This window comes from Pelistega sp. MC2, from assembly GCF_900099475.1.
Taxonomy (GTDB): domain Bacteria; phylum Pseudomonadota; class Gammaproteobacteria; order Burkholderiales; family Burkholderiaceae_B; genus Taylorella; species Taylorella indica.
Genome location: NZ_LT628275.1, coordinates 920,163 through 934,001 on the forward strand (window position 1 = coordinate 920,163; position 13,839 = coordinate 934,001).

Annotated in this window: 12 protein-coding genes and 1 CRISPR repeat array; all 12 genes read left to right on the top strand. The window is 38.4% G+C overall.

Features of this window, described 5'->3' with window-relative positions; translation table 11 throughout:
• The first annotated feature begins 16 nt into the window (after positions 1-16).
• Positions 17-1,228, top strand: a complete 1,212-nt coding sequence (locus tag BQ4443_RS10005) for an IscS subfamily cysteine desulfurase (protein ID WP_071058827.1) — start codon at positions 17-19, stop codon at positions 1,226-1,228.
• 26 nt (positions 1,229-1,254) lie between these two features.
• A complete protein-coding gene (iscU, locus tag BQ4443_RS10010) occupies positions 1,255-1,632 on the top strand; it encodes a Fe-S cluster assembly scaffold IscU (protein WP_023948923.1) in 378 nt (125 codons plus the stop codon).
• Between the two features lie 12 nt (positions 1,633-1,644).
• The gene (gene iscA, locus BQ4443_RS10015) at positions 1,645-1,968 is read left to right on the top strand and encodes an iron-sulfur cluster assembly protein IscA (protein WP_023948921.1); all 324 of its coding nucleotides are present in this window, start codon (positions 1,645-1,647) and stop codon (positions 1,966-1,968) included.
• 9 nt (positions 1,969-1,977) lie between these two features.
• Positions 1,978-2,487 (top strand): Fe-S protein assembly co-chaperone HscB, encoded by a 510-nt coding sequence (hscB, locus tag BQ4443_RS10020; RefSeq protein ID WP_071058829.1) that lies wholly within the window; start codon positions 1,978-1,980, stop codon positions 2,485-2,487.
• A 42-nt stretch (positions 2,488-2,529) separates the two neighbouring features.
• Positions 2,530-4,389 (top strand): Fe-S protein assembly chaperone HscA, encoded by a 1,860-nt coding sequence (gene hscA / locus BQ4443_RS10025; protein ID WP_071058831.1) that lies wholly within the window; start codon positions 2,530-2,532, stop codon positions 4,387-4,389.
• 70 nt (positions 4,390-4,459) lie between these two features.
• Positions 4,460-4,801, top strand: a complete 342-nt coding sequence (gene fdx / locus BQ4443_RS10030) for an ISC system 2Fe-2S type ferredoxin (protein WP_071058833.1) — start codon at positions 4,460-4,462, stop codon at positions 4,799-4,801.
• A 470-nt stretch (positions 4,802-5,271) separates the two neighbouring features.
• The gene (cmr1, locus tag BQ4443_RS10035; RefSeq protein ID WP_071058836.1) at positions 5,272-6,321 is read left to right on the top strand and encodes a type III-B CRISPR module RAMP protein Cmr1; all 1,050 of its coding nucleotides are present in this window, start codon (positions 5,272-5,274) and stop codon (positions 6,319-6,321) included.
• Positions 6,318-8,219, top strand: coding sequence for a type III-B CRISPR-associated protein Cas10/Cmr2 (gene cas10, locus BQ4443_RS10040; RefSeq protein ID WP_071058838.1), 1,902 nt, complete (start codon positions 6,318-6,320; stop codon positions 8,217-8,219). Before cmr1 ends, cas10 begins: the two co-directional genes overlap by 4 nt.
• Position 8,220: 1 nt before the next feature.
• The gene (locus BQ4443_RS10045) at positions 8,221-9,378 is read left to right on the top strand and encodes a type III-B CRISPR module-associated Cmr3 family protein (protein ID WP_071058840.1); all 1,158 of its coding nucleotides are present in this window, start codon (positions 8,221-8,223) and stop codon (positions 9,376-9,378) included.
• A 9-nt stretch (positions 9,379-9,387) separates the two neighbouring features.
• The gene (cmr4, locus tag BQ4443_RS10050) at positions 9,388-10,251 is read left to right on the top strand and encodes a type III-B CRISPR module RAMP protein Cmr4 (RefSeq protein WP_071058841.1); all 864 of its coding nucleotides are present in this window, start codon (positions 9,388-9,390) and stop codon (positions 10,249-10,251) included.
• Positions 10,252-10,261: 10 nt separating this feature from the next.
• Positions 10,262-10,651 (top strand): type III-B CRISPR module-associated protein Cmr5, encoded by a 390-nt coding sequence (gene cmr5 / locus BQ4443_RS10055; RefSeq protein WP_071058843.1) that lies wholly within the window; start codon positions 10,262-10,264, stop codon positions 10,649-10,651.
• Positions 10,644-11,831, top strand: coding sequence for a type III-B CRISPR module RAMP protein Cmr6 (gene cmr6, locus BQ4443_RS10060; RefSeq protein WP_071058846.1), 1,188 nt, complete (start codon positions 10,644-10,646; stop codon positions 11,829-11,831). The genes cmr5 and cmr6 overlap by 8 nt, the downstream gene beginning before the upstream one ends.
• Before the next feature lie 431 nt (positions 11,832-12,262).
• Positions 12,263-13,702: direct repeats of the CRISPR family, unit length 36 nt; unit sequence GTGGAAGAAAATTCCTCAACATAAGAGGATTACGAC.
• The last annotated feature ends 137 nt before the right edge of the window (positions 13,703-13,839 follow it).

Sequence of the window (13,839 nt, forward strand, 5' to 3'; positions counted from 1 at the left end):
GTTTGGAGTTTTTGACATGACAACTCAACCTATTTATTTAGATTATTCAGCGACCACACCTGTTGATCCTCAGGTCGTTGATGCAATGGTACCATGGTTATTCGAAAAATTTGGTAACCCAGCGTCACGTAGCCATGCCTTTGGATGGGAAGCAGAAGAGGCAGTAGAAAATGCAAGAGCACAAGTGGCTGACCTTGTGAATGCTGACCCACGTGAAATTGTGTGGACATCAGGCGCAACAGAATCAAATAACTTGGCTCTTAAGGGAGCAGCTCATTTTTACCAAGAAAAGGGTAAGCATTTAATCACGGTTCGTACAGAGCATAAAGCTGTATTGGACACTATGCGTGAGTTAGAGCGTCAAGGTTTTGAAGTAACTTATCTTGATGTGCAAGAAAATGGTCTATTAGATTTAGATGTTCTTAAAGCAGCGATTCGTCCAGATACAATATTAGTATCAGTGATGATGGTAAATAATGAAATTGGTGTGATTCAGGATATTGAAGCGATTGGTAATATCACACGTGAAAAAGGCATTCTTTTCCATTGTGATGCGGCTCAAGCAACAGGCAAAGTAGATATTGATCTAAGCAAATTAAAAGTAGATTTAATGTCTTTTTCTGCGCATAAAACATATGGTCCAAAAGGTATCGGTGCACTTTATATCCGCCGCAAACCTCGTGTACGTATTGAGGCGCAAATGCATGGTGGTGGTCATGAGCGTGGCTTCCGTTCAGGTACCTTACCCACTCACCAGATTGTAGGAATGGGGAAGGCCTTTGCTTTAGCAAAAACGACCATGCACGAAGAAAATGTTCGTATTAAGGCATTACGTGACCGTTTATTGGCTGGCCTTACAGAAATTGATGAAACATATGTGAATGGTGATATTGAGCACCGCGTGCCACATAATCTAAATATTAGTTTTAATTATGTGGAAGGTGAATCATTAATCATGGCAATTAAAGAATTAGCTGTCTCTAGTGGTTCAGCCTGTACGTCAGCGAGTTTAGAGCCTTCTTATGTGCTTCGTGCGTTAGGACGTAATGATGAGTTAGCACATAGCTCAATTCGTTTTACCATTGGTCGTTTTACGACAGAAGAAGAAATTGATTTTGCTGTTGAGTTAATTAAAGCACGTGTAGGTAAGTTGCGGGATATGTCGCCATTATGGGAAATGGCACAAGCAGGTATCGACCTAAATAGCGTTCAATGGGCAGCACACTAATTACGTATTTATAAAGGAATTCAATCATGGCATATAGTGATAAAGTATTGGATCATTACGAAAATCCTCGTAACGTTGGTTCATTTGAAAATGATGAAACTGTTGGCACAGGTATGGTTGGTGCGCCTGCCTGTGGTGACGTGATGAAATTACAAATTAAAGTCAATGATAACGGAGTTATTGAAGACGCACGTTTTAAAACCTATGGCTGTGGCTCTGCTATTGCCTCTAGTTCATTAGTGACTGAATGGGTAAAAGGTAAGACATTGGATCAAGCATTAGAGATTCGTAACTCTCAAATTGCTGAAGAGTTAGCATTACCTCCTGTAAAAATTCACTGTTCTATTCTTGCAGAAGATGCAATTAAAGCCGCTGTAGCGGATTATAAAAACAAAAAGGCATAATTGGACATTATTATGGCAGTTACATTAACCGAAAAAGCTGCACAGCATATTCAACGCAATATCACTAAGCGTGGCAAAGGCTTGGGTTTGCGAGTTGGTGTACGTACCTCAGGTTGTTCAGGTATGGCATATAAACTTGAATATGTTGATGAAGCTGATCAGCACGATATTGTATATGAAAGCTTTGGCGTCAAAGTCTATGTTGATCCAAAGAGCTTACCGTATATTGACGGTACTCAGCTGGACTTTGTGCGAGAGGGGTTAAATGAAGGATTTAAATTCGCTAACCCTAAAGAAAAAGCCAGCTGCGGTTGTGGTGAGTCTTTCTCTGTTTAAACACTAAGGATTCTTGTCGTGGATACGTATTTTAGTTTGTTAGGTTTACCAGCTAATTTTGCATTAGACTTAACGCAATTAGAACAAGCATGGCGACAAGCCTCTGCCAGAGTACACCCTGACCGTTTTGCTACAGCTAGTGCAGCAGAAAAAAGGGTGGCTATGCAATGGGCATCGCGCATCAATCAGGCATATGATACCTTAAAGAATCCCGTTAAACGGGCTGCTTATTTGTGTGAGTTAGCGGATCATACGGTAGATGCAGAGAATAATACTCGCATGGATTCAGCTTTTTTAATCAAGCAAATGCAATGGCGTGAGCAGTTAGATGAAGTGAGGGGTAAACCTGAACAGATGCTAGTGTTGTTGAATGCTATTGAACAGGAAGCACAGACGCTAGAGGGATGTTTAACGGAGCTGTTAGATCATAAAAAAGATTTTGCGTTAGCCACAGAAAAAGTCCGTCAGCTGATGTTTGTCGCTAAAATACAGAACGAAATTAAATCATTACTTGCTTAGTACACTGTGCTAAGTAATAAGACCTAAAACGATAAAGAATTTATGGCACTTTTGCAAATTTCAGAACCAGGCGCATCACCCGCACCACATCAACGTAAAGTGGCGATTGGGATTGACCTTGGTACAACACATTCTTTGGTAGCAACTGTACGTAGCAGTATTGCCGAAATTATTAAAGATGAAGAGGGCAAGGTATTACTTCCCTCGGCAGTTAGATACCTCAAAGATGGTACTGTCCATATTGGATTACCTGCTGTGCGTGCACAAAACCGTGATCCTTACAATACCTTGCTATCTATCAAACGCTTGATGGGACGCTCTTATGAGGAAGCGGTTGCATTAAATGTTCCCTATCGATTAGAAAAAAATGCAGGTAGCGTAGCTATCAAAACTATTCAAGGGGACGTGAGTCCTGTAGAAGTTTCTGCTCAAATTTTAGCGAAATTACGCCAACGTGCTGAAGATGCTTTAGGTCAAGATATTAATGGTGCCGTGATTACCGTGCCAGCTTATTTTGATGATGCACAACGCCAAGCGACAAGAGATGCGGCACGTTTAGCTGGTCTAAATGTTTTACGATTATTAAATGAGCCAACAGCAGCGGCTATTGCGTATGGCTTAGATAATGCTGCTGAGGGTGTTTATGCGGTATATGATTTAGGTGGTGGTACATTTGATATTTCAATTTTGAAATTAAGCAAAGGTGTATTTGAAGTTATTGCAACTGGAGGCGATACACAACTTGGTGGTGATGACTTTGATGAATTAATCGTTAATGATGTGATGAAGCATCATGATACTAGCCATTTGAGTATCCAAGATAAGCGCTTATTATTGTCAATTGCCAAAACTGTGCGTGAGCGCTTAAGTACACAGCCTAAAGCCTATTTCCAAGTAACCTTGTCAGATGGTTTACATTTGGATTTAAATTATCCAAGAACTCATTTCGATAATATTGCTACTGACTTAGTGAATCGCACGCTAGAGCGAGCAAAACAAGCGTTAAAAGATGCACAACTGAAACCGACAGACATTAAAGGTGTGGTTATGGTCGGTGGTGCAACACGGATGCCGATTGTACAACAGCGTGTCCAAGAGTTCTTTGCGACTAAACCATTGACTAATCTTGATCCTGAACAAGTAGTGGCATTGGGTGCAGCACTACAAGCAAATAAACTAGTGGGTAACCAAAGTAGTGATGAAGATTGGCTATTATTAGATGTTACTCCCTTGTCTTTAGGCATTGAAACAATGGGAGGGCTAGTTGAACGGATTATTGATCGTAATAGTACGATTCCAGTTTCTAGAGCGCAAGAATTTACAACGTTCAAAGATGGACAAACTGCCATGAGCATTCATGTGTTGCAGGGAGAGCGTGAGTTAGTCGATGCAAACCGTTCTTTGGCAAGATTTGAGTTACGTGGCATTCCTCCCATGGTAGCTGGTGCGGCAAGAATTAGAGTAACATTCCAAGTAGATGCCGATGGTTTACTTAGTGTCACGGCAAGAGAAATGAGCACGGGTGTAGAAGCATCTATTACCGTTAAACCTAGCTACGGTTTAAGCGATGATGCCATTGCACAGATGCTAGCAGAGGGTATGCAACAATCAGATTACGATGCTCAACAGCGAATGCTTCGTGAAGAACAAGTCAATGCACAACAGTTGATTGAGTCAGTACAATCTGCATTGGCAGCGGATAAAGATTTATTAAACCCTCAAGAATTGGCTGATATCGAACAAGGTTTAGCCGAATTGAAAACGATAGCACAGTCACAAGACGTAAATCTTATCCGTAGTAAAGTGGCGGCATTTTCTCATCAAACAGACGAGTTTGCCGCACGACGTATGGATAGAAGCATACGCCTAGCCCTTGCAGGTAAAACAGTGGATCAGATATAAAAAAAGAAAAATCCCTTTCCTATATGTAAAAGTAGAAAGGGAATTCTTGAATAGAGATAAAGAGAGAAAAATGCCAAAAATTACCGTATTACCTCACGAAACATTAGCACCAGAAGGTAAAGTGATTGAAAACGTCAAACAAGGTGAGCCAATTATCCGTGCCTTATTGGATAATGGCATTGAGATAGAGCATGCTTGTGAAATGTCATGTGCCTGTACAACCTGTCATGTGGTCGTCAAAGAGGGCTTTGACTCACTGGAAGAAGCTACAGATGATGAAGAAGATCTATTGGATAAAGCATGGGGACTCAAGCCCACTTCACGCCTATCTTGCCAAGCCCTAATGGCAGACGAAGATGTGGTAATTGAAATTCCTAAATATACAATTAATCACGCCAAAGAGAATCACTAAGTATTAAAACAAGACTAGTGGTCTGGTAAGCACTGTACTTCTATGATTAGAGGTCGGTATTCATATATCAGCTAGCGAAGCTGGACAGTGCGAGAAACTATTTCCCCTTGAAACCTCCCCCTAATACCTAAATCAACGTTCATTGATTTAGGTATTTTTTTATGCTCATCGATGACAAAATAGTTACATTTCATCAATTTTATTTGCCCCAAATAGCTCATGAATAGTGACATTAGGACTTCTACCTAACAAATTTGTTAAGCGTGACAAAATTCAACTTTCTGCTACACTTGATAATAGTGTTATTGATTTAAGAGAGTAAAAAGTTGTTGGATTGTTATAAATGACTTTTTGAGAAGAGCAAACTCTTTTTATAAGAAAATACATTATTGAAGTTACGTTTTTATTTTTATAAAAATAAAAAACATTAATACCTAGTCATTTTTTGATGAGATATTGTAGGAGAGTTTATGTTAGAGTTTTCCTTGCCGGACAAGATAACAGCAGAATATATTGCTATTCTTCCTATGTTTTTGGGGGATGCAGATAAAAAGGCGACTAAAATTAGCCCGCTCTCAGTAAAAGGTGCCATAAGATTTTGGTGGCGAGCATTAGTTTGGGCAAAATATGCTGATCGGTACTCCGATGATGTAGCAGCGTTAAAGGCCTTGCATTTAGAGGAAGCTCAATTATTTGGCACAACTGTGGAGTTATTAGAAGTGGCTAATTCCTCTGTTAAAAGAGCAGGTAAAGGAATGGTAAGTATTGCTGTTGAAGAGGACAATATTAGCTTAAGCTCTTCATTAGTTAAGGACTGGCCTAGTAATTTAAATAGTCCTTCTGGCTATGTAGCGATGGGGATTCCTGCCAGTGGGAATGATCCGCATCGAGAAGCTTTTAAAGAAGGTAAAAAGTTTACAATTACGCTTCATCTAGGAAAAACTGGCATACATCATATAAGCCAAGAACAGCAGCAAGATTTAATTCATACATTAAAACTGCTAGGAGCTTTTGGGGGATTGGGTGCTCGTTCTCGCAGAGGCTTTGGCTCTGTTCAACTTCAAAAGATAAATGATGAAAGTATACAGTTTAACAGTTCACTAGAGTTAAAAAACTATTTAAATACACTTATCGCTTTTGCCAAACAAACTCGCAGAGCTCCTTTTTCTGCTTTTTCAAAAGATAGTCAATGTGGAGTCCCATTATCTGAAAGTTGTCTCTACAAAGATGCTAGACAATCACATGCCAAGCTCACGAGTGTCTATAAAGATTTTAGAAGCGAGATATTTACTAATGATAAAAATAAAAAAAGAGGTTTTGGATTACCACTAGGAAATGACTCAAGACGTAGAGCAAGTCCTTTCTTTTTCCATACCAGCGCCATTAATGATAGATATCTTTCTCAATTATTATACTTACCAACAAGTATTTTCCATTATGCTATTACGCAAAATCCATCGGATGAGTCTACATTAGTAAACTTATTACGTGTTTGGTCTAATCAGGGAGCAGAGAAATGAGCCAGTATTTTCATTTTACATTGGGGCCCGTGCAATCTTTCGTTGCGCAAGCACGAAGAACAAGAGATTTCTGGTCGGGGTCTTTTTTGCTTTCGTGGTTAGCAGGCATTGCTATGCAAGAGGTAGAACAACAAGGAGGAGTAATTTTATTTCCTGAAGCTGATAGTGCATTTTTAGAAGCGATTAAGGGGAGCAGTGGAAGTACTAGACCCTCACAAGGAAATATTCCAAATCGGTTTAAAGCAAAAGTTACTGATACTTTTGAGCCAGAACGGGTAGTCTCTGCTGTTAATCAAGCTTGGGAAGCATTAGCAGCAGTGATATATCAAAAAGATCTTGAAAGAGTAACTAATCCTAATACAAAACTAATTTGGGATAGGCAGGTTCAGAATTTTTGGGATATGAGCTGGGTCATTGTTGCAGAGGAGAGTAATAGCGCAGCACTAGACCAACGAAAAAATATACGTTCTTTATTTGTGCCTCAAGAGCCTGGAATTAAATGTACATTAATGGCAGATTGGCAAGAGTTATCGGGTATCGAAGGAGTGCGTTCTACGGATCGTCAGCAGCGAGAAGCGTTTTGGCAAAAAGTTAGTCAGCATATAGATACAAAACTTGATTTTCAGTCCGAAGGTAAAGAACACTTATGCGCTTTGAGTTTCATTAAGAGACGATTTTATGCTCATTTTGCAAATTTTAAAACGGAACTTAATGGATGGACTGTTCATGGTTGGGATGTAGAGCCTGCTGTTCCCTCAGTTGCATATCTTGCTGGTGTTAGATGGTGGACAAATGTGTTAGCCACTGCTCCAGATGATGAATTTTCAGCCTTTGCTGAATCAGCAAAAGCCTTAAATAAGTTACCAGAAAGGGATACTAAGATTAAATCAGTCATCGAAGTAGCTACTCAAAAGAACCGACTAGCCTATACTGGGATCGATGGTAATACTTTCCATGAGATTACTTTGGATAATCCTAATAAAACACAGGCTACAGCACAAGCCATTAAAGTTAAACAAGCATTGAAACAGTTGCAGAAAAAGTTTGGTAAAGCTTCACCATTTTATGCGGTATTAATGATGGATGGAGACCAATTAGGCAAGCAAATGAGTGATTTAACTAAACAAAAGGATATTACGCAAGGATTGCAAAAATTTATTGCTAACGTACCAACTATTATTGAAAAGCATAATGGTTTTCTCATTTATGCTGGTGGTGATGATGTATTAGCATTATTACCAATGGAGACTGCCATTGAATGTGCTGTAGAGGTGAGAGCTCATTATCAGCATACTTTTAAAGCATTTCCTAAATTACAAACTACTATTTCAGCTGCGTTAGTGTATACCCATATTAATCATTCACTCAAAAACGTGTTGCTAGATGCTCATCGTGTTTTGGATGAAATAGCAAAAGATGGTGCAGGGCGTGATGCTTTAGCCGTAACTGTATATAAAGGTAGTGGTCAGGTAATTGAATGGGCAAGGAAATGGGATAAATTGCTTGTAAATAATCAGCTAGTAATTTCACAATTGGTTAGTCAATTTAAGCAAGTGTCTGATAAGTTACCGCTTTTTTCAAGTAAATTTTTCTATGGAATTAGAGAAAAATTTAGTGTTTTAAAAGATGTAACAACTTCTTCTCAGCAGAAAAATAGTCTATTGAGTTTTGAGGATGCGGTGACTTTATTAAGTGCTCAGTTTATTCAATCTGCGGATAATTTAAAAATACTCAAAGATATTTTTACTGGAGTAAATTTACAAGACACGGCTAGACAGTTTACACGTCCTTTATTAGAACAATGTCAAGATGCATCAAAGGGAGAACAGATTACAGCTGATTTTGCTTTGTTTGTAAGATTTTTGGCACAGAAAGGCTTAGAAGAAAGAGGAGTCTAAGATGCAGCATATTATCTTTCATCAAATTGATAGTTGGTTTTTCAAAGAATCTAGAAGTATGGATGGTAGTGGTGCATCAATGATTATGAGCCAATTTCCTCCACCAACAGCAACGCTACTAGGTGCATTGCGTACAGCTATTGGTTCGCAGTACCACGCACAGCATCAGACCACATGGGCTGATTTTAATCCACAGCATCAGCTTGTAGATTATATTGGTTATGCTCGTGAGTATGGACCATTGAAAGTACAAGGTCCATGGCTATACCATCAAGGTGAGTTGTATTTTAAAACTCCTTTAAATGTACTGCGTGTAATGAACCAAAATATGCCGTCATATGCTTTCTTTTCATTAAATCAATCTGCGATAAAAAGCGATTTAGGGGAGATCGTTTATCCAGCACTTAATTACCAAAATGGGCAGTCTGCGTTAAGTGAAAGTTATATTAGTGCATCTGATTATACTCAAGTGCTTAATGGTCAGCCACCACAAAAGGTTTATTATCCAGAGGAGATTTGGTGCTCTGATGGTCGTTTAGGTATTGCTGTAGAGCATGCAGTACGTAAAGTGATTGATGGCAAACTATATCAGACTAACCATATTCGGTTATTGGGTGATTGGGATGTTTATTTAGGCTTGCATAGTGACCAAACAGACTATCCTTTAAAAGATACACTTGTTCGTTTAGGTGGCGAAGCAAGAATGGGGGCTGTTGAAATACTTTCTAATGTTCCTACTTTACCGATTCAACAGACTCAAGGGTTTACTAAACAACTAGTAATGTATTTATTAACTGCTTTACCAGATTGGAGAGGTATAGAGCATAAGCATTTACCTCCTTTGCCAAACAGTAGCTTTAAGGCTATTAAAAAAGAGGGAAGAACAGTATGGGCGGGGATTTTAGAAGGAATTGATGTTGAAATTTTTTCAGCAGTTTTAGGTAAGCCAGAGCGTATTGGCGGATGGGATATGCTAGGGCATCAATCTGTCCCCGTGCGAAGTTTCACTCCGGCAGGTAGTTGTTGGTATATCAATACAGAAAATATCGAAAAAGCACAGCAATTAGTAGAAAAATTGCATTTAAAGTATTTAACACAAGGCAATGAAAGAGCTTTAGGCTACGGACAAGTTGCTTTTGGAAAATTAGTTGGGTTTTAGGAGAATATAATGAAATTTGGTTTATTGAGTCTACATGCACAATCATCTATTCATGCAGGTGCAGGATCTGCGGATAGTGTTATTGACTTACCTGTACAACGAGAAGCACATACAAATTTTCCTTGTGTTTTTGGCTCTAGTGTCAAAGGTGCATTACGTGCAAATGCTGAAAGTAAGCAATGTGAAGCAACAGATATTTTGTTTGGAAAAGAAGGTGGAAATGACCAAGGTAATGCTGGCAGTTTATTGATTTCAGATGCAAGATTATTGTTGTTACCAGTGCGATCATTAACAGGACAATTTAAATGGGTCACTAGTCCTGCTGTATTAGCACGTTGGCAAGCTGATGCTAAACGTTTCGGTATAGCACTGGAGTTTGATATTCCATTAGAAATTCCTACTGAAACATTAATTGTTTCTAATAAAGGTGCGAAAAATAGCACTATTTATTTGGAAGAATATGCTTTCAAAACACAATCGGCTGATTTACACGCATTAATCGAGCAATTAGCAAAGACGCTTGATTATACAAATGCCCAACAGTTACTTGAAAATCAATTGGTTATTGTTGGTAATGATGACTTTGCTTATTTGGCGAGTTACACATTGCCAGTGAATCCTCATATTACTATCGAAACGGCGACTAAAACGGCCAAAGCAGGTGCTTTATGGTACGAAGAAACGTTACCACCTGATAGCGTTCTATATGTAGGTGTTGCCGCTGATCAAGCAAGAGTTAGAAATACTCCTGTTACAGCAGAGAAAAATTGGGAATCTTTTGCAGGATTATTTGCTGAACATAGCTGGCTGCAAATAGGTGGTAATGAAACAGTTGGTATGGGCTGGTGCTATGTGAATATTCACACAGCATAAGGAGAGTGTCATGAGTATACAGACAATAGAACAAAAAAGAGCGGCATTTGCATTAAAAAAATTGAATACTTATCAGTTTACTGCTGAAGAAAAAAAAGAGTGGTTAAGTCGTGCTAATGAGATTCCAGCTATGATTCAGATGAATGGTATTGGTCAGACCTTAGCATTTTATATCCAAAAAGGTGGTACGCATAAAAAAGTATATGAGTTATTGAGTGAGTGGTTATGCAATAATGATCACGGCGTATATCCAAAAGATGGTCATGATTTAATGTATCACTTAGTCACGGGAACACGTCATCAATACCAAGTTGCTCAAGCAGAAACACAAGCTTTATTAAAATGGGTAAAAAAATTCAGCAGAGCATTTTATAAGTCTTTTGGAGATGAAAATGGCTAATTACCCGTTTTATAAAAGTGAGGAACATACATCATCAGCTGTTGTTTTGTCTAGAGAAAATAATAAGGGGCTTATATTTTCTCGGTTTTTTAATGGTTATGATAAGACATGGGGAAAAGTATCTGAGAATGCTAAAACTAAATTTCTAAATTCTGTAAGTGATCAATGCGGTGATACGACACAATTAAATACGATGGCGAGCAGGCAAGTAGCACTTGTTCAAGGTCTTAGAGGTGATGCTAAGGTTTTTGCTAGTAAATCTTTTGTAACAGGTATGGGTAATGAACATCCTGTGGAGAATGGTTTTCTGTGGCATTACACTCTAGGAGTTCCTTATATCAGTGGCAGCCAAGTCAAAGGTATTCTTAGGTCGTTGATAGAAGAGTATTATGAGGGGTCAGATAAATCAACTATTTTACGTAAATGGTTTGGCAGTCAGGTTAAACATGCTAAAACAGCCACAGATTTAGACTCTCAGCAAGCGGGAGATTTAATTTGTTTTGATGCTTTTCCTATTGAGTCACCGACACTTAATGTAGAAATTATGACTCCTCATTATGGAGAATGGTATGCAAAGGGACAAGGACTAAAAAACATTCAAGAAGATACTACAATTGTTCCGGCTGATTGGCATGATCCAGTGCCAGTACCCTTTTTAGCCGTTAAAAGTGCTAAATTTTTATTTAGCTTTGGTTTTAGGCAAACCGCAGAAAGCTCGCCAGATGATATAAAAACTGTTTGGGATATGTTTGAAAAAGCTTTGGTTTATGTACGTGCAGGTGCCAAAACTCAATCAGGTTTTGGGCTAATGGTACCTGATGAGAAATCCCATAAAGACTTATTCGAACAGATTGAAAAGAATCGCCAGAGCCAGCAAGCTATGAAGGATTTTGAGGAAAGTTTATTAAATCAGTCTGATGCTTATAGAGAAATACTCACACTTGGACGAGATAATCATTGGGAAGAACCTGGCGATGAAAGTAAAGGATCTTTTACAGGATATATTTCTGAATGGTTAAACAAGATGGAGCAAAGTAGGGATGAAGATGTATTGCGCTATCTTAGAAAAATAGCAGAAATCCATTATAAAGATCGATTGAAAAAACCGGAAAAAATTAAAAATGCCCAACAAAAAGTTTGGGTAGAAAGATTGTTATCCTTAACCAATGGGTTAAAGTAATAGCATAGCAGGGTGGTAAGGGTGCTATTTGCCCTTATCACTATAATTGTAAATTATAGAAAAACCTCTATGCCTTCGAATTTTTAGTTGTTCTATGAATCCATTAAATCTACCCTTAGAGCTTCCTATCGATTGTATATAGGGCAATGGTTACATATAGGTAAACAAACAGTCTTTGGACATGGTCGATATATAGTCAACGCACTTGACCATTACAAAGAATAGTAAACAGTCAAGACTACATTATTCGGTGATTGCTAGTGAATGAAAAATACAGTAATATATCGATACTTGATAGTTTAGTCTGATGTGTTTTTTAACAATTTGGATGACATATTAGGTCAAAAAGATAGTCAACTTTTTGGTTTTTAAAATTTTCTACTGACCTGTTTTTAACCTATTGATTTTAAATAAAAAAAATAGGTAGTGCAGTGGAAGAAAATTCCTCAACATAAGAGGATTACGACATGCTAATATGAATACAATAACATCTAGAATAACAAGTGGAAGAAAATTCCTCAACATAAGAGGATTACGACTGGCGACTGATATGCACATGTAGCCCGCATGTCCGTGGAAGAAAATTCCTCAACATAAGAGGATTACGACCTATAAATCTGCTCATATGCGGCTCTATCCTTGTGGAAGAAAATTCCTCAACATAAGAGGATTACGACATAGAACTTGGTGATTCTCCACTCTTTAAGAAAAGTGGAAGAAAATTCCTCAACATAAGAGGATTACGACATATCATTGGTTTCTGCCCATTCAATCCATTCTTGGTGGAAGAAAATTCCTCAACATAAGAGGATTACGACAGCTGGGTAGACGTCCTGCAGGAAGTTTGGAGAGGTGGAAGAAAATTCCTCAACATAAGAGGATTACGACCGGTAAGGTATCGGGAATAAAGACCCTATCATTTGTGGAAGAAAATTCCTCAACATAAGAGAATTACGACTAGAAATCTATGTCATTGTCGGACATGTCCTCCGTGGAAGAAAATTCCTCAACATAAGAGGATTACGACTTTGATTCTTTTAGTGGTAAGCCCCCAATTGACTGTGGAAGAAAATTCCTCAACATAAGAGGATTACGACTTGGAGTTGATGTCTTCATCAAACCATGCTTCACCGTGGAAGAAAATTCCTCAACATAAGAGGATTACGACAGAAGAGATATCAACTATCTCTTCTCCTAAAAGTGGAAGAAAATTCCTCAACATAAGAGGATTACGACTTTACGAAAATCACCAGATTCTAATTTTTCAGGTAGGTGGAAGAAAATTCCTCAACATAAGAGGATTACGACTTTACGAAAATCACCAGATTCTAATTTTTCAGGTAGGTGGAAGAAAATTCCTCAACATAAGAGGATTACGACTCTTAGCCTGCTCAACCTTTGCTTCTACTAGCATGGTGGAAGAAAATTCCTCAACATAAGAGGATTACGACGTCGACGTACCCAAAAGATAGAAGCCCACTGTGTGGTGGAAGAAAATTCCTCAACATAAGAGGATTACGACTGTGTTTAGCTGCTTCAGTTTTTAACTGAGCAAGCGTGGAAGAAAATTCCTCAACATAAGAGGATTACGACGAAATCAACGCTAGCTTGTACTTGGTCAAGATTGTGGAAGAAAATTCCTCAACATAAGAGGATTACGACCGGTAAGGTATCGGGAATAAAGACCCTATCATTTGTGGAAGAAAATTCCTCAACATAAGAGAATTACGACTAGAAATCTATGTCATTGTCGGACATGTCCTCCGTGGAAGAAAATTCCTCAACATAAGAGGATTACGACTTTGATTCTTTTAGTGGTAAGCCCCCAATTGACTGTGGAAGAAAATTCCTCAACATAAGAGGATTCAGACGGTTATTTAAATACGGAAAATAATAAACAATTAAAAGGGATAGACGGATGGGAAAAATAAATTACTGGGAAAAATGAGAAGAAACTGACAAAGTCTGGTGGAAATATACGCCAGATACGATAGGTGTATTTATTTTC